At 59.8% G+C, this 19,828-nt stretch carries 14 protein-coding genes; 8 read left to right on the forward strand and 6 right to left on the reverse strand.

Annotated elements, in window-relative coordinates; genetic code table 11:
* Positions 1–122: 122 nt before the first annotated feature.
* Together RT21_RS08280 and RT21_RS08285 are read right to left on the reverse strand one after the other, a co-directional pair.
* Complete coding sequence (locus RT21_RS08280) at positions 123–2,876, reverse strand: response regulator (RefSeq protein WP_177327074.1); 2,754 nt, start codon at positions 2,874–2,876, stop codon at positions 123–125.
* A 125-nt stretch (positions 2,877–3,001) separates the two neighbouring features.
* Positions 3,002–3,628 carry a trimeric intracellular cation channel family protein gene (locus RT21_RS08285; protein WP_046162401.1) on the reverse strand — a complete coding sequence of 209 codons (627 nt, stop codon included), beginning with the start codon at positions 3,626–3,628 and terminating at the stop codon, positions 3,002–3,004.
* Between the two features lie 122 nt (positions 3,629–3,750).
* Between RT21_RS08285 and RT21_RS08290 the strand changes: the two genes are divergently transcribed.
* Together RT21_RS08290 and RT21_RS08295 are read left to right on the forward strand one after the other, a co-directional pair.
* A complete protein-coding gene (locus tag RT21_RS08290; protein WP_046162348.1) occupies positions 3,751–4,653 on the forward strand; it encodes an HTH-type transcriptional regulator ArgP in 903 nt (300 codons plus the stop codon).
* A 173-nt stretch (positions 4,654–4,826) separates the two neighbouring features.
* Positions 4,827–5,540 carry a 4'-phosphopantetheinyl transferase family protein gene (locus tag RT21_RS08295; protein ID WP_046162349.1) on the forward strand — a complete coding sequence of 238 codons (714 nt, stop codon included), beginning with the start codon at positions 4,827–4,829 and terminating at the stop codon, positions 5,538–5,540.
* A 125-nt stretch (positions 5,541–5,665) separates the two neighbouring features.
* On the opposite strand, the gene RT21_RS08300 is transcribed toward RT21_RS08295, so the two are convergent.
* Positions 5,666–7,267, reverse strand: coding sequence for an ATP-binding protein (locus RT21_RS08300; RefSeq protein WP_046162350.1), 1,602 nt, complete (start codon positions 7,265–7,267; stop codon positions 5,666–5,668).
* Positions 7,264–7,986: a response regulator gene (locus RT21_RS08305; RefSeq protein WP_045431681.1), complete on the reverse strand. Its 723-nt coding sequence runs from the start codon at positions 7,984–7,986 to the stop codon at positions 7,264–7,266. The genes RT21_RS08300 and RT21_RS08305 overlap by 4 nt, the downstream gene beginning before the upstream one ends.
* An 881-nt stretch (positions 7,987–8,867) precedes the next feature.
* Here RT21_RS08305 and RT21_RS08310 point away from each other — a divergent pair.
* From RT21_RS08310 to RT21_RS08330, 6 genes are all read left to right on the forward strand, one after another.
* Positions 8,868–11,762 (forward strand): ribonucleoside-diphosphate reductase subunit alpha, encoded by a 2,895-nt coding sequence (locus RT21_RS08310; RefSeq protein WP_046162351.1) that lies wholly within the window; start codon positions 8,868–8,870, stop codon positions 11,760–11,762.
* A gap of 469 nt (positions 11,763–12,231) precedes the next feature.
* Entirely contained in the window at positions 12,232–13,482 is a 1,251-nt protein-coding gene (locus RT21_RS08315; RefSeq protein ID WP_046162352.1) for a ribonucleotide-diphosphate reductase subunit beta, read from the forward strand.
* Between the two features lie 67 nt (positions 13,483–13,549).
* The gene (locus tag RT21_RS23910) at positions 13,550–14,581 is read left to right on the forward strand and encodes an ATP-dependent nuclease (protein ID WP_200598807.1); all 1,032 of its coding nucleotides are present in this window, start codon (positions 13,550–13,552) and stop codon (positions 14,579–14,581) included.
* A gap of 180 nt (positions 14,582–14,761) precedes the next feature.
* Entirely contained in the window at positions 14,762–15,211 is a 450-nt protein-coding gene (locus RT21_RS23915; RefSeq protein WP_200598806.1) for a hypothetical protein, read from the forward strand.
* A 382-nt stretch (positions 15,212–15,593) separates the two neighbouring features.
* Positions 15,594–16,115, forward strand: coding sequence for an REP-associated tyrosine transposase (locus RT21_RS08325; RefSeq protein WP_046162353.1), 522 nt, complete (start codon positions 15,594–15,596; stop codon positions 16,113–16,115).
* Positions 16,116–16,232: 117 nt separating this feature from the next.
* Positions 16,233–17,282 carry a hypothetical protein gene (locus RT21_RS08330; protein ID WP_046162354.1) on the forward strand — a complete coding sequence of 350 codons (1,050 nt, stop codon included), beginning with the start codon at positions 16,233–16,235 and terminating at the stop codon, positions 17,280–17,282.
* A 733-nt stretch (positions 17,283–18,015) separates the two neighbouring features.
* On the opposite strand, the gene RT21_RS08335 is transcribed toward RT21_RS08330, so the two are convergent.
* Positions 18,016–18,996 (reverse strand): DMT family transporter, encoded by a 981-nt coding sequence (locus RT21_RS08335; protein ID WP_046162355.1) that lies wholly within the window; start codon positions 18,994–18,996, stop codon positions 18,016–18,018.
* Positions 18,993–19,739, reverse strand: a complete 747-nt coding sequence (locus RT21_RS08340; RefSeq protein WP_256203885.1) for a TetR/AcrR family transcriptional regulator — start codon at positions 19,737–19,739, stop codon at positions 18,993–18,995. The genes RT21_RS08335 and RT21_RS08340 overlap by 4 nt, the downstream gene beginning before the upstream one ends.
* Positions 19,740–19,828: the final 89 nt, after the last annotated feature.

Here is a 19,828-nt window from a genome sequence, read left to right on the forward strand (position 1 = left end):
TGCCGTCAGGCAGCCCTGCGGCTGGCAGTCGCCGCGGGGCGCGGCCCTGCACGTTCGAGTGCGTGATGAACATCACCGCCGGAGGAGCCTCTTCGGTAGTGCACTCAGGGACGACTTCTGCGCTAGACCACGCGCGCCTCGATCTCCAGCCGCTCGATGGCGCTGTCCAGCTCATCCAGAGCCTGGGCCGCGCTCGGGTGATTCTGCTTGAGTAATGTTTCGCTGCGTTCGCAGGCTGCCCGCAGCTGCGGGACACCGCAATAGCGGGTAGCGCCGTGCAAACGGTGCACACGATCGATGGTCGCCTGCCGGTCATTGGCCAGACGCGTTTCGCGGATCACCTGGCGATCATCCTCCAGCGAGGCCAGCAGCATGCTCAGCATATCCGCTGCCAGATCGGCTTTGCCGGCGGCCAAGCGCAATCCCTCTTCCGCATCGAGCACTTTGAGGTTGTTTTCCGGCGTCTGTGTCTCAAGGGGTGCTGCGACAAAGCTGCGCGCCAGCGGTAGGCCGGTCCACTTCAAGATCACCTGGGCCAGCTGCCGCTCGCTGATCGGCTTGGTCAGGTAATCGTCGAGACCGCTTTGCAAGAGCGAGCGCTTTTCGTTGGACAGCGCGTGAGCGGTGAGCGCGACGATCGGCATGGGTGGCTGCGCGCTGTCGTCCTCCCAGCGACGAATCGCCTCGGTGGTCTGGCGCCCGTCCATGCCAGGCATCTGCACGTCCATGAACACCAGATCGAAGGGCTTGTGCTTGACCGCCTCCAATGCTTCGGCGCCGCTGCTCACCGCTTCGACTTCACCGCCCATATCGGTCAGCAAGGTTTCCAGCAGCAGCAGGTTGGCGGGGTTGTCATCGACGCACAGCACACGTGGCGGTCGGGTTTCCGGCACTGCGACGTTCTCAATCATGGTCTGAGGCGGGCGCAGCAGATCAAGCAGCACTCGCTGCAACTTGCGCGTACAGGCCGGCTTGCTTTGCAGCTGGGCATGGGTGTGCGATTCAGGCAACGCCTCGTGATACTGCGCCTGCTCACTGGTCGGGCAAAGCACAATGCACTTGCAGCCCAGCCCTTCGAACTCCCAGAGCCGCAGGCATAGCTGTTGCGGTGCGATTTCTCGATGGGTCACGCCGAGCACGGCTATTTCGATCGGTTTATCGCTGGTATGCGCCTCGAACACCGCCGCCTGCAGCTGATCCAAGCTGTCGAACGGCAACACCTCCATGCCGCAGCTTTCCAGCTGATGCTGCAGGGCCTGACGTGTCAGCGGATGCTGTTCAAGCAAGCCGACCTTGCGTCCGAGCAGTGCTGCCCGCGGCAGGTCCTCGATATCGTCACGCGCTTTGGGCAGGCTCAGGCTGATCCAGAATTCGGAGCCCTCTTCAGGAATGCTGTCGACCCCGATTTCCCCCCCCATCTGCTCGATCAGCCGCTTGGAGATCACCAGCCCGAGGCCGGTACCACCGGGTTGGCGGGACAGCGAATTGTCCGCCTGGCTGAACGCCTGGAACAAGGCACGCAAGTCCTGATCGGTCAGACCGATGCCGGTGTCCTGCACGCTGATGCGCAGCTGCGCACGGTCGGAGCGTTCATCCTCAACCATCGCACGGACGATGACGGTGCCTTCATTGGTGAACTTGATGGCATTGCTGACCAGGTTGGTCAGGACCTGCTTGAGCCGCAGCGGGTCGCCGACCAGGGATAGCGGCGTGTCGCGGTAGACCAGGCTAACCAGCTCCAGATGCTTCTGGTGCGCCGCAGGGCCGAGGATGGTCAGGGTGTCCTCGATCAAATCGCGCAAATTGAACGGGATGTTGTCGAGGACCAGCTTGCCAGCCTCGATCTTCGAGAAGTCGAGGATCTCGTTGATGATCCCGAGCAGGCTGTCAGCGGATTTTTCGATGGTCGACAAGTAGTCCTGCTGGCGTGGCGTCAGGTCGCTTTTCTGCAGCAGATGGGTAAAGCCGAGGATGCCGTTGAGCGGCGTGCGGATTTCGTGGCTCATGTTGGCCAGGAACTCGGACTTGATCCGACTGGCCTCCAGCGCTTCCTTACGCGCCAGGTCCAGCTCGATGTTCTGGATCTCGATGGTCTCGAGGTTCTGCTGCACGTCTTCGGTGGCCTGGTCGATGCTCTGTTGCAATTCTTCACGAGCGGCCAGCAAGGCTTCGGCCATACGGTTGATGCCTGCCGCCACTTCGTCCATTTCATGGCTGCCGAGCGCTGGCAAACGAGTCTCCAGATGACCGTCCTTGAGCTGCGCCACGGCCACCTTGACCCTGTGCAGCGGCTTGCTGATTGCCGTACTCATGCGCAGCGCCAGCAGCGCAGTAATGATCAGCCCTGCGCCAATCAGCAACAGGCTGGCAAACAGGCTGCGGTAACCGCGCAGCAGCGTGCCTTGGTGCGACAGCTCCAATTCCAGCCAGCCAATCAGGCGGAGGTCGTTGTCGGGATTGTCTTCGGCGAGATTCAGATGCTTGCCAAGCACCGGCAGGAGGATGCGCGTGGTGTCGACGCTGCTGACCTGAGTCAGCGCTTCGGGATCGGTTGGCGGCGACGGGGTGATCATGTTTGGCCCGGCATGGGCCTGCAGATTGCGCTCGGCGTCGAGGATGGAGACCGCACGCACGTCAGGCTGATCCAGCACCTGATTGAGAATACGCTGCAGCCGCTTGCCGTAGCCCTGCGCCATGGCCGGCGCCGCCAACGGGGCCAACTGCTCGGCGATCAGCTGGCCGCGCGCATCGAGCTGATGGCGCATCTCCGACAGCTGCATCCAGGTGAAGTAGATGCCCAGCGCCACGGCTAGCACCGTGCTGGGCAACAAGATCAGCACCAGCACCCGACTCTTTATTCCTAGGTCCTTCAGCACAGTTCCATTCCCCTGGTGGCCAGTGCGCTAGTGTAGCGGCTCGAACGGCGGGAATCTGCGTTGCAAGACAAATGCGTATCAGGCAGAACCAGGCGTGTTCCGATTGGGCGCCTGGCGTAGCGGACTCAGTCCAGCCCGCGGATGTCGCGCTCCTGGAAGTGCGGCAGCTGCCACTGGAAGGTCATCGCCAGCACCCGGAACAGGAAGCCCGCACAGAGCGTGGCCAGCGAGGCGATGGAGGTGTCGATCCCGAGCCAGAGCAGCGTTACGTAGAGCACACCAGTGAACAGCGCCACCGTGGCATAGAGCTCGCGCCGCAACACCATCGGCACCCGGTTGCAGAGAATGTCGCGCAGCAGCCCGCCAAACACGCCGGTGATGACCCCAGCCAGCACGACGATCGAAAGGTGCGCGCCCATATCCATCGCCACGCCGCACCCGATCACGGTAAAGGCCACCAGGCCGAGCCCGTCGACCAGCAGAAACACCTGCCGCAGGTGATGCATGTGCCGCGCAACCATCGCCGTGATGATCGCCGCGCCCACGGTGAAACCAAGGTACTCGGGGTGGGCGATCCAGCCGATCGGGTAATGCCCCAGCAGCACATCGCGCGCCGTGCCGCCGCCCAGCGCCGTCACCGTGCCGAGCATGCAGATACCGAATAGATCCATGCCGCGGCGCATGCCCATGATGGCGCCAGACATGGCTTCAGCCGTGATGGCAACAAGGTAGATGATGTGTAACAGGGTCACGGCGCGACTCCAAGTGGGCATAAAGCTGAAAGGCGCGCGATTATGGGGCACACTCCTGTTTAATCGGTGTGGCTAAGTAAATTTAGGCTATACCAATATTTACTTAATCTGAGTTGCAGCTCTTGATTCTCGACCCCAAGCAGACCGAAGCCTTCCGCACCGTGATCAAGACGGGCAGTTTCGAGCAAGCGGCCCTGCGCCTGCATCTGACACCGCCTGCGATATCGCAGCGGGTGCGCGCCTTGGAAAGTACCTTGGGCAGCGCGCTGGTTGTACGTAGCCGGCCTTGTCGCCCCACGGAAACCGGTCAGCGGCTGATGCAATACCTCAAACGCGCCACGCTGCTGGAAGCGGATCTGATGGCCGAGCTTGCCGAGCGTAGCGATGCCCCGCTGGTGGTCGTTGCCGCACTCAATGCCGACAGTCTTGGTACCTGGTTCTTCCCAGCTCTAGCCGAGGTGCTGATCAAGGAGCGCGTCCTGTTGGACCTCACCGTCGAAGATCAGGACCACACCTACAGCCTGCTGGAAACCGGCCTTGCCATCGGCTGTATCAGCACCGAACCCAAACCCATGCGCGGGTGCACGGCGAGCCCGCTGGGCAGCATGCGCTATCGCCTTGTGGCGTCCGCCGCCTTTCGGCAGCAGTACTTTCCCAACGGCCTGAACCGCAATGCCGCGCGCAAGGCGCCAGTGGTCGCCTACACCAACAAGGACCGCCTCACCTCTTCGTTCCTACTGCGGCAGCTGGGCCTGCCCGAGGGCGCCTACCCTTGCCACTACGTGCCTGGCGCCGAGCCACGCTTCAATGCGATCCGCTACGGGCTGGGCTATGGCATGGTGCCGCAGCCGTTGCTGCAGGATGCACTGGCCGAGGGCATCGTGGTCGACCTGGCCGTGGACGCGCCGCTTGACATCTCACTGTACTGGCACACCTGGAAGGTGCAGTCGCCGCGCATGGAAAGCCTGTCCCGCCAGATCATCGAAGCGGCGCCGAAAATCCTTGCGCGGCCTGAGGGGGCCTGATGGATGAATGCCCGCCTACGTGTACTGGTTCGCGAACAGGCTCGCTCCTACCTAAACGTCTGGCGTTAACCTGGCCCGCATCGGTGCGATGCTTGCTCGCGAAGCGTCCCATTTACAGGGGAAGCGCACCGCCGGGACTGCACCGGGCCCGGCACTGAGGCAAACTAACGCCCATGACTTCTACCCTTTATCACCCGGCCTGCTGCTCACCCCTGAGCGATCACTGGCCGCTGCCGCTCGCCTTGCCCGGCGTGCAGTTGATCAGCACCCGCTTCGACCCCGCCCTGCTCCACCCCGAGGATTTCACCCGCTGCGGCGTGCCGGGCATGACGGCGGTGAGCAAGCGCCAGACCGAATTTCTTGCCGGTCGTCTATGCGCTTGCGAAGCCCTGCGCCGGGCGACCGGCGCGCCGTGCATCCCGACCGTGAACGAAGACCGCTCGCCCTGTTGGCCTGCCGGGGTGGTCGGTTCGATCACCCATGGCGCTGGCTGGGCTGCGGCCGCAGTGGCGCGACGCGAGCAATGGCGCGGCATCGGGCTGGATGTAGAGAAGCAGATCCCCACCACACGGGCCGACCGCCTGGTCGCTGAAATCCTCACCCCGAACGAATTGGAAGGTTACGCCGCGCTCGACGAGACCCAGCGCGCCCTGCGCGTCACCCTGACCTTCTCCCTCAAGGAAAGCCTGTTCAAGGCGCTCTACCCGCTGGTGAACAAGCGCTTCTATTTTCAGGAAGCCGAACTGATTCATCACGACAGCAGCGGCTACGCCCGCCTGCGCCTGCTCACTGGTTTATCCGAAGACTGGAAGCCCGGCGCTGAGCTGGACGGCCAGTTCGTCCAATTCGATGACTACCTGCTAAGTCTTGTAAGCATTCCGGTCTGATCTTCACAGCCAAGCGCAAACCCATCGCGAATAGCCTCAACCCGACTCGTGAGGCTAATGCTTGCTCAGCCCAGCGTGGGTAACCCAACGACCTTTCAGTAAGCGCAAGGCGCCGATCCCAACGGCTACTTCACCCGCTTGCGCGGCCAGACCAGGGTGAAACGCGCGCCGCCCAGCTCGCTGTGTCCAATCTGCGACCGACCGCCGTGCCAGTAGGTAATCCGCCGGACGATGGACAGGCCCAAACCATGCCCGCCGGAGGCGCGGGTGCGGCTGTCATCCAGGCGCAGGAAAGGTGCAAAGACCTTCTCCCACGCTTCCTCGGGTACGCCCGGGCCGTCATCGTCGACTACCAGCTTCGCCCGGTCGGCATCGATGACGAAGCTGACCTCAACCCGCGTTTCAGCGTGGCGCATGGCGTTGCTGATCAGATTGCTCAAGGCGCGACGCATGTAGTGCGGCTCGGCATCGACCACGCTGCTCCCGTCCGATGCCGGTTTACAGGGCCCGCGCTCGACCAACACCGCCGGGCGCAACGGTGCCAGTTCCCCGATCACCTGATCGACCAGCGCGCTCAAGTCGACCGATTGGAACGTCAGCTCCGGCGATCCACGCTCGAGGCGCGTGTAGACCAGCATCTCGTCCACCAGTCGATCCAGATCGTCGATGTCGCCGTCCATGTCTTCGAGATAGCGGTGGCGTGCTTCCGGCGTCTGCGCCGAGCCGGCCATCTCCAGGCCGAAACGCAACCGGGCGACCGGCGTTCGCAGTTCATGGGCCACCGCGCTGACCATCTCCCGCTGCACCGCGAGCAAGCGCTGCAGATGGCTCGCCATGCCATTGAAGGCCTTGGCCAATCGCCCCACCGAATCGGTGCCGGCATCCGGCACGCGCGCTTCCAGCTGGCCGGTCGCGATGCGCGTGGCAGCGCGCTCGACGCCTCGCAGACGCCGCTCCAGCTGGCGCACCAGCAGATACACGGTCAGCCCGATCAGCGACAGACCCAGCACACCGATCAAAATCAGCAGCTCGGGCGGATAGGGATTGAGCTGACGCAGCGGCCCCAGCGACATGATCCAGGGGGTTCCGGCAATTGCTGCGAACACCCGGATGGCCTCGCCGCCGTTGACCAGCGCCATCACCGTGTCGCCTTCATCCAGCCGGCGCCGCTGATCGTCATCGAGACTGGCGCTGTCGCGGGTCAGCAGCTCCAGCGGGTAGCCGAAACCGCGCGCTTCCTTCAGTTCGGCCAGGCGCTGGGGTTGCTCGGCTTCGGGGTAGCGGATTAGCTCATCGATCAGCAAATAGATAGTCGCGCGAGCCAGTTGCTCGCTGAGCTGCTCGACCTCGCCCGTCAGCGCCAGACGGTCTTCAGCGCTGACCAAGGAATAGATCGTGACGCTGCCAGGGCGGATCTGCTCCACCAGAACCTGGCCGCGCAGCAGTCGTGTCTCCAGGCCGCTTTCAAGCCGGATGTCTTCCAGCGTGCGCACGCGCAACGGGATACCCAGCAGCCGCCCCCAGAGGTTCGCCGCCTGGCGCCGCTCGATGGGCGTCATGCTGCTCATGTTGTGCGCCATCAGGCGAAAGGTACCGGCCGCCAGCGCCTCGCGATGCTGATCGGCCCGGACCTGATTGAGCAGATGCAGACCACCCGCGCCCAGCAACCCCACCAGCACCAGCACGGCGAGCATGCCGCCGTAGATCCGCAGGAAGATCGAATTCACTGCAGCGCTTCAGCCGCTTCGGAGACGAACAGGTAGCCCTTGCCCCGCACTGTCTTGATCAGCCGTGGGTGATCGGGGTCATCACCGATCTTCGGGCGGATGCGTGATATGCGCACATCGATGGAACGGTCCTGGCCGTCGTATTCGATGCCGCGTAGCTCAGAGAAGATCTGTTCGCGGGACATGATCCGTCCCGGGTTGGAGGTCAGCAGCCACAGCAGGTCGAACTCCGCGCCAGTCAGCTCGATGCCCTCCCCGCGCAACCAGGCCTCGCGCAACGCGTTGTCGACCACCAATGGGCCGTACTGGACGCGTTTCCCACCCACAGCCGACGGTGCCTCTGCCCCTTCACGCCGCCGCAGCAAGGCCCGGATGCGCGCCAGCAGCAACCGCGGCCGCACGGGCTTGCAAACGTAGTCGTCAGCACCGATTTCCAGGCCGAGCACCTGATCGAGATCGTCAGCGCGCGCGGTGAGCATCAGGATCGGCCCGTCATAGCGATCGCGCACCTTGCGGCAGATAGACAGCCCATCTTCGCCGGGCAGCATCAGGTCGAGCACCACCAGATCGGGACGCTCATTAATGATGCGTTCGGCCGCCTGGGCGCCGTCCGCCTCGATGGAGACCTGCATGCCGTTACTTTCAAGATACTCACGGGTCAGCTCGGCCAACCGCTGGTCATCTTCGACAATCAGGATGTTCCAAGACTCTTGATCCACCACGCGTCCTCCCGAGACACCGGCCGGCATTGTAGCGCCAGCGCATAGCCAGATGGCAGCGGTTGACATGCTCCGCTTGGCGCACGACCTGGAAGAAACGAGGGAAGCTGCGCCCGGTGAGGACCGCTTCGCAGGACTGGCACATCGCTGCGCCCGGTCCGGCGCTAAGCAAAGGGCCATCACTGTTGGCCGCTCCGTCAAAATCAAGCCTTGCAGGCTGCAAAACGCAATAAAACCCTCTTTGACAAAACACCACATATAGTGTTTTCGCCTGGACGTCGCCGGGCATCCGAAAGCGCTGGCGAGCACGCATTTCATCTGAACATCGTGCAGCCCCGAAACGGCGCGGGCTGCGCCCTGATCGCGCACAGCTCACCCACATCTTATCCACAGGTTGTTCATTTCGAGCGCCTTGCGCTGTGTCTGAACCGCCACTATCGTGTCGCTCCAGGCGCCTTTTACCCCATATGTTGGGTGTCTAAAGCCAAACAGACACAAACGCCGAAAAAAGCAAGCAAAATAAATTCGCTCTGATTTTTACCCGGCTCGCGTCCGCACGGGCGCGATAGATCGTCGCCACAGACCGCGATCCTGCGCAGCCCAACGTTGATTTCGCTCAAGTCCAGCAGTAGCGCATGCGCCAAGCGCGTCACACTACATGTTGTGTTTTGAGGTTGTGATCTTCACAACGCCTGACTATGCTTCGGCACATTCGATTCGCCACCTCAGGTGCCGGATCGTTTCCAGTTTTGAGTCACCCATGGGCCGGTTCGCCGGGGCATGGTTCATGCAATACGAGACACGCAATACAGATCAGGGCCGCCCACGAAGCGAGCCCGACACCTAACGTGCTACCGAGACAGAGAGAATCCGGAGACCCCATGCAGAACGAGTCCATTCGCGAGAACCCGCACGCCAACGACAGCACGCTAGACCTGGCCGCCACCGCGCCGGGCCAGCTGCGCGTGATCAAGCGCAACGGTACAGTCGTCCCCTACACCGATGACAAGATCACCGTCGCCATCACCAAGGCGTTTCTCGCAGTGGAAGGCAACAGCGCCTCCGCCTCGTCGCGCATCCATGACACCGTCGCCCGCCTGACCGAACAGGTCACTGCCACCTTCAAGCGCCGCATGCCATCCGGCGGCACCATCCATATCGAAGAAATCCAGGACCAGGTCGAATTGGCCCTGATGCGTTCCGGCGAGCAGAAGGTTGCCCGCGACTACGTGATCTATCGCGAATCCCGTAGCCAGGAGCGCAAGCGTGGCGCAGTCGACGCACCGGTCGAGGCGCATCCGAGCATTCGCATCAAGCGTGCCGACGGCAGCCTGGCGCCGCTGGACCTGGGCCGCCTGAACACCATCATCACCGAAGCCTGCGAAGGCCTCGAGGAAGTCGATGGCTCGCTGATCCAGAAAGAAACCCTGAAGAACCTCTACGACGGTGTCGAGCAGACCGACGTCAACACCGCCCTGGTGATGACCGCCCGGACCCTGGTCGAGCGTGAGCCGAACTACTCCTACGTCACCGCCCGCCTGCTGATGGACACCCTGCGCGCCGAAGCCCTGAGCTTCCTGGAAGTCGCCGAGTCCGCCACCCATCACGAAATGGCTGACCTCTACGCCAAAGCGCTGCCGGCCTATGTGGAAAAAGGCGTGCAGTTCGAGCTGCTCGACCCGCGCCTGAAGGAATACGACCTGGCCAAGCTGGGCGCTGCGATCAACCACGAGCAGGACCAGCAGTTCACCTACCTCGGCCTGCAGACCCTCTACGACCGCTACTTCATCCACAAGGATGGCGTGCGTTTCGAGCTGCCGCAGATCTTCTTCATGCGCGTCGCCATGGGCCTGGCCATCGAGGAAGAAAACCGCGAAGCCCGTGCCATCGAGTTCTACAACCTGCTGTCATCCTTCGACTACATGGCCTCCACGCCGACCCTGTTCAACGCCGGCACCCTGCGTCCGCAGCTGTCCTCGTGCTACCTGACCACCGTGCCGGACGACCTGGGCGGCATCTACGACGCCATCCGCGATAACGCCCTGCTCTCCAAGTTCGCTGGCGGCCTGGGTAACGACTGGACCCCGGTCCGTGCACTGGGCGCCTACATCAAGGGCACCAACGGCAAATCCCAGGGCGTCGTGCCCTTCCTGAAAGTGGTCAACGACACCGCTGTTGCGGTCAACCAGGGCGGCAAGCGCAAGGGCGCGGTCTGCGCCTACCTGGAAACCTGGCACCTGGACATCGAGGAATTTCTCGAGCTGCGCAAGAACACCGGTGACGACCGTCGCCGTACCCACGACATGAACACCGCCAACTGGATTCCGGACCTGTTCATGAAGCGCGTCTTCGACGACGGCAAGTGGACCCTGTTCTCGCCAAGCGAAGTACCCGACCTGCACGACCTCACCGGCAAGGCCTTCGAGGAGCGCTACGAGTACTACGAAGCCCTGATCGAATACGGCAAGATCAAGAACTACAAGACCCTGCAGGCCAAAGACCTGTGGCGCAAGATGCTCTCCATGCTGTTCGAAACCGGCCACCCATGGCTGACCTTCAAGGACCCGTGCAACCTGCGCAGCCCGCAGCAGCACGTCGGGGTGGTGCACAGCTCCAACCTCTGCACCGAGATCACGCTGAACACCAACAAGGACGAGATCGCCGTCTGCAACCTGGGCTCGATCAACCTGCCGCGCCACATCGTCGACGGCAAGCTGGACACCGCCAAGCTGGAGCGCACCGTGCGCACCGCCGTGCGGATGCTCGATAACGTCATCGACATCAACTACTACTCCGTGCCGCAGGCGCGTAACTCCAACCTCAAGCACCGCCCGGTGGGCCTGGGCATCATGGGCTTCCAGGACGCGCTGTACCTGCAGCACATCCCGTACGGCTCCGATGCCGCCATCGATTTCGCCGACAAGTCCATGGAAGCGGTCAGCTACTACGCCATCCAGGCCTCCTGTGACCTGGCCGACGAGCGCGGCGCCTACGAAACCTTCCAGGGTTCGTTGTGGAGCCAGGGCGTGCTGCCGCTGGATTCGCAGCAGATCCTCATCGAAGCGCGTGGCCAGAAGTACATCGACGTCGACCTGACCGAGTCCCTGGACTGGGCCCCGGTACGTGCCCGCGTCAAGAACGGCATCCGTAACTCGAACATCATGGCCATCGCGCCGACCGCAACCATCGCCAACATCACCGGCGTGTCGCAGTCCATCGAGCCGACCTACCAGAACCTCTACGTGAAATCGAACCTCTCGGGCGAGTTCACCGTGATCAACCCCTACCTGGTTCGCGACCTCAAGGCGCGCGGCCTGTGGGATGCGGTCATGATCAACGACCTCAAGTACTACGACGGTTCCGTGCAGCAGATCGAGCGCATCCCGCAGGAGTTGAAAGACCTCTACGCGACCGCCTTCGAAGTCGAAACCAAGTGGATCGTCGACGCCGCCAGCCGTCGCCAGAAGTGGATCGACCAGGCTCAGTCGCTGAACCTCTACATCGCCGGCGCCAGCGGCAAGAAGCTGGACGTGACCTACCGCATGGCCTGGTTCCGTGGCCTGAAAACCACCTACTACCTCCGTGCCCTGGCCGCGACCAGCACCGAGAAGTCCACCGTCAACACCGGCAAGCTCAACGCTGTGTCCAGCGGTGGCAATGGCAGCGCCAGCCCTGCTCCGGCTAAAGCTGCGCCCGCGCCCGAAATGGCCGCAGGCCCGGCACCGGTGCCGAAGGCATGTGCGATTGATGAACCAGACTGCGAAGCCTGCCAGTAAGTAGTAGAAAGTCGCGGTCCCCAGAGCGGACCGCGCGTTGTTGCCCGGCAGCCCGGGCCCCATCACGTACATGCGTACGCTCAGGGGCTCCGACCCGCCAGGCGCCTAGCGCTGCCTCGCTCTGGAAACCGCTCACACCGAGCCACCGCTGCGTCTGCTGTTGATTAGCTTTTCGTAGGAGCGAGCTTGCTCGCGATCCACTACTCGCCAACGCCGGGGTCTGGATCGTTAACCAAGTCCGACGCCACCTCAAATCCAGTCCCCTCGCCGCTCCGGGGAGAGGGCTAGGGTGAGGGGCAGCCCCACCAGACAACACAAAGGCCGGGCCCAAACCCCGACCTGATACAGAACACCAAGGGCGCGGGGCACCACCACCCTCCCCCGACAAAACACCCGCTTTTGCGTGCAAACCAAAAGCCACCAGACATTTTCGACCGGCCACGACCGGTCCCCAATCAGGAGAACCGCCATGCTGAGCTGGGACGAATTCGACGAAGAAGACACCACCACCACCGCGCAGGCCGCCCCCCAAGCCGCTGCTGCAAACACTGACGCACCGGCCAAGCTCGACAAGGATGCCGCAGGCTCCGTCGAAGAAGCCCGCGCCGTAGCCGCTGACGACTCCGCTGCCGTCGCCCGCGCCAAGAAAGCCCTGGACGACCTCGACATCCAGGAAGGCCTGGATGAACTGGAAGGCGAATCCGCCCGCGTTCACGTCGGCGACAAGCAGATGATCAACGCCCGCGCTGACCTCAACCAGCTCGTACCCTTCAAGTACGACTGGGCCTGGCAGAAGTATCTGGATGGTTGCGCCAACCACTGGATGCCGCAGGAAGTGAACATGAACGCCGACATCGCCCTGTGGAAGACGCCGGACGGCCTCTCAGAGGACGAGCGCCGCATCGTCAAGCGCAACCTCGGCTTCTTCTCCACCGCCGACAGCCTGGTCGCCAACAACCTCGTGCTGGCCGTGTACCGCCTGATCACCAACCCCGAGTGCCGTCAGTACATCCTGCGCCAGGCTTTCGAAGAGGCGATCCACACCCACGCCTACCAGTACTGCATCGAATCGCTGGGCATGGATGAAGGCGAGATCTTCAACATGTACCACGAGATCCCGAGCGTCGCGAAGAAGGCCTCCTGGGGCCTCAAGTACACCCGTTCCATCTCCGACCCGACCTTCCAGACCGGCACCGTCGAGACGGATAAAGAGTTCCTGCGCAACCTCATCGCCTATTACTGCGTACTGGAAGGCATCTTCTTCTACTGCGGCTTCACCCAGATCCTCTCCATGGGCCGCCGCAACAAGATGACCGGCACCGCCGAGCAGTTCCAATACATCCTGCGCGACGAGTCCATGCACCTGAACTTCGGCATCGACGTGATCAACCAGATCAAGATCGAAAACCCGCACCTGTGGGACGCCGCCATGAAGGACGAAGCGACCCAGATGATCCTCCAGGGTACGCAGCTCGAAATCGAATACGCCCGCGACACCATGCCCCGCGGCGTCCTCGGCATGAACGCCTCGATGATGGAGGACTACCTCAAGTTCATCGCCAACCGTCGTCTGACGCAGATTGGGTTGAAGGAAGAGTACCCAGGCACCACCAACCCGTTCCCGTGGATGAGCGAGATCATGGATTTGAAGAAAGAGAAGAACTTCTTTGAGACGCGGGTTATTGAGTATCAGACGGGTGGGGCGTTGAGCTGGGATTGACAGCTAGCGCTACGTTTTTCAAGGGGCCCGTTGGCCCCTTTTTTATAGCTCGTTTCAGGATGAAAACATGCAGCTTTCAAAGCTCCGCGTAGAAACGTTCAAACGCGTAGAGGAGATAGAAATTGATCTTGCGGATGTTAATGTCCTCGTCGGAGCGAATGGCTCAGGTAAATCGTCGATAATCCAAGCAGTTCACCTCGCCTGCTGCCTGATAAGGCAAGCGGAACGTGTTGATGCTAACAAGACCGCAACTGTAGGCGTCGATGAGCTCGACTACTTGCCAACTGACGACTATAAAACCTTGGGCCATGGAGCTAACTGGGGAAACAAGGAGCAGAGCCCCTGCTCTCGCGTTACATTAACCTTCGAAGATCCTGAAAATGGAACTATTAAGGAAGCGAAATGCACCCTAAGATCGGCGCGCAACGCCGGAATCTCCATTAGCGGAAACGTACCATCAGAGCTAACCGCTTCGCTTAGAAGTAAAACCAGATTCTTCTCAGCCTACATACCTGGAATATCCGGAATACCGAACAAAGAAGAGAAGAAATCGAAAAAGTCGATTCTAAAAGCCTGCTCGTTCGGCGATTCCAATATTATTCTCCGCAATGCTTTACTACTACTCCAAAACATCGACCCAAACAACATCACCACCATCGAACGTTGGATTGAGGAAATTCTTGGCCCTATTCGAATCCTTGTATCGCACAACGAAGATAAAGACCTCTGGATCAAGTGCGAAGTAACAATCGGCAACAACACAAAGCCAATCGAACTCGCTGGCACCGGATTTCTTCAGCTAATTCAGATTTTTTGCTATGTACTCCTATTCAGGCCTGGCGTAGTCCTAATTGACGAACCGGACATCCACTTACACCCGAACGTCCAGGAAAAACTCGCTGGCGCACTCAGCTTGGTTGCACGCGAGCAGGGTTTGAAAGTAATTCTTACAACTCACTCTCCATTCATTATCAGAAGCGCCCCCGCAGGTACTAACGTTTGCTGGCTACAAGATGGAAAGAGCGCTTCAAATGATAGAACTATTGTTGAATTAGCCCTAGGCTGGGGAGCCTTTGGAAAAAAGGTCATTATAATTTAAGAGGATCAAGACACTACGTTCCTGCGAAAGCTAATAGCACAATGGAAAGACATTGATCGATCTGTCGCATTTTACCCAGGTACCGGGTATAAAAGCTTAGCAACTCCATCACAAGCCAAAGAGCTTTCAGAAAGCCTAGGCAATAAATTCAAGATCTTCGTTCACAGAGATCGCGATTCTTTGACTGATGATGAAGTTGAAAGAATAAGCCAGTCATACGCGGCAGAAGGAATTAGTATTTGGTTCCCCAAGGAGTCAGATCTCGAAGCTTATTTCTGCTCACCAGAGTTTCTCCAAACGTTCTTAGGATGCACACAAGAAGAAGCCGTAGAGCATCTTTCCGCAGTCACCCGTCGATCTTCCCAACCAATACGAGATCAGTTTGACAAGCAACGAGCTGCGCACAACCAAGAACTACATGTGCAAGGCGGAAGCCCAACTAACAACGATGTCTGGCAAGCATTTCAGCAACGAACGCTAAAAGGCGCCAAGGGGAAATATATATTCAAGCAACTGAAAAACAATATCTCTCGTAGCGTTTATACAGAGGCAAAGATCCAAGCCTACAACCTTGACGGAGATATCGCAGTTGATCTCAGGGTAGCTTTGGAGCGACTTTTACAAGCTTGACTAGCGAGTAGCCTGGAAGGCGCGTGGAAAAGGCTTCGCCGTTTTCCACGCTACGTTCCGGCAACGTCGATGCGCCGGCGGTGTGGGCGGGTGAGATGGCGTAGGGTGGATAACCCTTTTGCTTATCCACCGATACAAACTCTCCGCCAACACAACGCTCAAGGATGACCCGCCATGTTTCAATACCGCCGCGCCCAGGTGCCCAGCGTCAGCGAGTAGCCTGGAAGAAACGCGTGGAAAAGGCTTCGCCGTTTTCCACCCTACCTCTGGCAACGTCGATGCGTCGGCGGTGTGGGCGGGTGAGATGGCGTAGGGTGGATAACGCTTTTCTTATCCACCGATACGGACCTCCCGCCAACACCCCGCTCAAGGATGAGCCGCCATGTCCCGCTACCGCCGCGCCCAGGTGCCGGGCGCAACGTATTTCTTCACGGTCAACTTGCGTAATCGCCGTAGCGACTTACTTGTCCGCCACATCGATCTACTCCGCGAGACGGTTCGTGCCACCAGAGAACGCCATCCCTTCCATATCGACGCCTGGGTCGTCCTGCCTGATCACATGCATTGCATCTGGACGCTACCGGATGGCGACGCTGATTTCGCGCTGCGCTGGAAGGTCATCAAGTTCGCGTTTGCAAGGCGGCTCCCGAAAACGGAGGTGCTGACGGCAACGCAACGATCCCGCGGTGAGCGAGGGATCTGGCAACGGCGATATTGGGAACATCTGATTCGTGACGAACGCGATTACCGCCACCACGTCGATTATGTCCATCTAAATCCGCTAAAACATGGGTGGGTTACGCGCGTCGCCGATTGGCCTTACTCCAGCTTTCATCGTGCCGTCAGGGCTGGAATTTATCCCAATGACTGGGGCGAGGAGGAGTTGTCTGCTCCAATGCCTTGAGCGCGAGCCCATACTCTGTGACCCAAGGTAGAACTAACCCTCCGCGCGAAGCATATTGCAGCGCTCCGCTCGCTCCCGTAGCGTGGCCGCCTTCGAATCGGCTTCAAGGATGACGTGATGCAACAGCGATGGATCGACCAGCCAGCGTCAGATGAAGACGTGTTTGACCGCTTTCTTGAATCATCCAGCGCGTTTCTCAGTCAGCATATATCGGTCATTCTCAAGGCCGGCCCACCACTGTTTGGCTTCGCGATATTTGTCTGCTATTTCTACCGTCATCAGTTTTACCCAAGCTTTGATCTGTTCCAATTTTCATCGCTATTGATCGCTGCGGCCGCTATTGGATTTACGATTATTGGCTTGCTGGTTTTTGCGCTGTTCAGCCCAGGCATATGGATCTACCACCAGTTCCTCGAGCACAAACAGGTCAAAGGCGATCTCAAGTACTCACTGCCGTATCTGGAGGACCGGCGAGGTTGGTGGGTACTTAAATTAGGAAGCCTGGTTTTTCTGGGGCCATTCATAGCTTGCACGTTAGGTCTGATGGCCGTGGCAATCCTGGCGCCATCACTATTCCCGGTATCAGTCGTTCTGGTCCCGATAGCGATAACACTTTTGTTCGGTCTGTTCATCCAAATCGTCTTCAAACTGAAGCCGTTCAGCTTTCTTCGATACATGTGGGCGGCAGACATTGGGGTGATGATTGCAGGCCTTCTGACGACCTTTACGCTCGGGCAATCCGCTCCGATCATCGAAGGCTTTCAGATCGGCGTGTGGAAGTGGGCAATCTACGCAGCTGTAGCTCTAGTCGTTCCGCTAATAGCAGCTTTGTGCGCGTTCATTTTCATTGCGGGTTGGAGCGCAGCCCTGCACTTCTCCATTTTCTTCGCGCTGATGATCGCCCTCTACAGTGGGCTGCTAACTACTTTGCCCGAGAAGACGGTGCGTGCACTTGGGTTGGGTAACTTTCAAGCCGAAGTGATTCTCTTGCAGCGGGACTACTGTGACGAGCAACTGGAGCACCTGCCCTTGGATGCAGCTTGTGCGATGAATAACATCCACGTCACATGGTCCCTTGGCGAGACATTAATACTACGGCGCGACGACGGCCGCGTTATACAAATACCTTCCAGATTCGTTCGGGCGATAGTCAAACCTGCGGAGTAACGCATAGGCTGGCAACGTAGCCCGCAGCAATGCGTGGAAAAGGCTCCGCCGTTTTCCACCCTACCTGCTGTCTCCCTGTATACCGCTGCGATTTTTTGCCCTGCACATGCTGCCAGACGATAGCAACCTCCCCGGCCAGAAACTCTCTTATATGCCGGCCCCTGCAGCAATGATGGAGTGAGGAAGCTTGGGGCAACGAAACCCAGATACCCGGCGCGTGTTTCTTTTGCTTAATTTTCTTCGCGCCAGCCTGCGCTCCGGCAGCAAAGAAAAGTGCGGCGCCCGATGGGGCACAACAGCTTCATACAAACGATTCAAAAGCTGCGACCAGACGTCACTTGAAAGGCACCCACGAGAAACAGGGGGGGCAGACCACATTTTTCAAAATCGGGGAGCGCAGCCAGCGTCCGACTCTGCTGAAATACCCATAGCCAATCAAGGATGAGCCGCCATGTCCCGATCCCCCGCGCCGATGTGCCAGGTGCCACCTCTCTTCACGGTCAATCTGCGTAACTGTCGACTCGAGCTACTCGGTCCGACATGTCGATCTGCTAGGCGAAACTGTCCGCGCCACCAAAGACCGGCCCCTGTCCATATCGATGCCTGGGTCGTCCTGCCTGATCACATGCATGGCTTCTGAACACTACCGGACGGCGATGCCGCTTTAGCGCTGCGCTGGAAGATCACCAAGTATTCGTTTGCAAGGCGGCTGCCGAATACGGCACTGGCGGCATCAGAGCGTCGTTTCGTTCGCCAGGGGGCCATCGATCCTGTATGCGAGTTTCTGCCTGCGATAAAAGGCTTGAATGGCCCATACCACCCCGAAAAACAGCAAGCCTGTCCCGATGGCTTCGGTGGGAGCGGGCCAGCGGTCGTGAACGAGCAGGCCAAGTGCGGTTGCATAGAGCGTTTGGCTGGCAATCAACTGCGCGCTGAGCGCCAGAGGCAGACGCCGGGTTGCGACAGACCATGCCCAGGCACCGGCAAGCGTCGCGCCGAATCCCTGGATCAACCCGCATATAAAGAGCGCATCTGTACCAACCAACCCGCTTGGTTGGCTGGCGTAATTGGAAAGCTTCAGATACAACCCCACCGGGATGAAAGCCAGCATCTCTACGCTGCACATAAAAATCAGCATGGCGGACCAGAGCATGGGTGACATGCCTGGGCGTCGGGCCAGGGCGCTTTCGTTCAACAAGCCGAAGCCAGTCCAGGAGGCGATTGCCAGCAGGGAAACCAACAGCCCAAGCAGTATCGAACTGGTAGAGCGCATTTGCGTTGCACTGCTGAAATCAAACACGCTCAAGTTGACCAGGCCTATACCCAAAGCCGCCACCATCAATGGTCCGGCAATGGCGCGCCAAGGCACGCTGGCGCTGCGCATGTTGCCAGCAATAGCGAGAACGATGGGTACCGAACCCATCATCACTGGAGGGATCACCGGCCCGGCTGCCAAAACGGCGGTGGTAATCAGAAAGAAATAGCCGATGTAGCCAAGAAATCCCAATAGCGCGGCCCACGCCCAATCAGTCAATTTGAGTTTCTTGACTTCGCTTCGATATATGAAAAGAACCAGCAGGCTACCCAGCCCGGCGAAGCCATAGCTCACCACAGCAAGGTCGAAGAGGCTGTATTCGCCAATCAGGCTTGGAAAGATATAGAGCAGCGACCAGGAAAACGTGGCGGCGATGGCAGCAAGCAATCCCACTTTCATGCGCTCTGCTCCTGCTGGCGTTGCGCTGTGATCCAGCAAAGTGCCATGCGTCTTGCTGTGTCGAACTGCTTTGTGGTCTCGCCCATGGCGCCGCTGACAAAACTGCCTTCTAACAAGATGAACAGCCCATCGACAACCGAGGTCGGGTCGCTAACGCCTGCCTTGATGGCCAGTGCAGCGAGGTTGTCACGAATCCCTTGCTTATGGCGACTCACGGCCAAACGCACCGGGTGGCTACACGATGGGAATTCGGCTGCGCTGTTGACGAACACGCAGCCACGGCCGCTGTCGCGCATCAGAAAGCGCTCATACAAATCGAAGAACGCAAGCATGCCGCTAATCGGTTCGGCATGCTTCGCCAAGGTGCTCACCACCTCTTCACGCCAACGACGGTCACGTTCATCAAGGCACGCCACTATCAGCGCATCCTTGGAAGGGAAATGACTGTATAGCGTCATTTTGGTCACGCCCGCCAACGCTGCGATCGCCACCACACCGGTAATGTGGACGCCTTGCGAGACAAAGAGAGTTAGCGCGGCATCAACCAGGCGCTTACGGGTTTTATCCATTTGTGAACCCTCCGACGTGGGTGTGGTGTTGACTATACCGACCGGTAAGTTTTGATAGACACCAATCACGACCCCAATGCCGGGCAGATACGACATGGGAGGCAAGCGGGACACAGCCACAGACAGCGAGGTAGCCTGGAAGTGACGCGTGGAAAAGGCTTCGCCGTTTTCCACCCTACCTCCGGCAACGTCGATGCGTCGGCGGTGTGGGCGGTTGAGATGGCGTAGGGTGGATAACGCTTTGCTTATCCACCGATACGGAC

Source organism: Pseudomonas sp. 10B238, assembly GCF_000970615.1.
GTDB lineage: Bacteria > Pseudomonadota > Gammaproteobacteria > Pseudomonadales > Pseudomonadaceae > Stutzerimonas.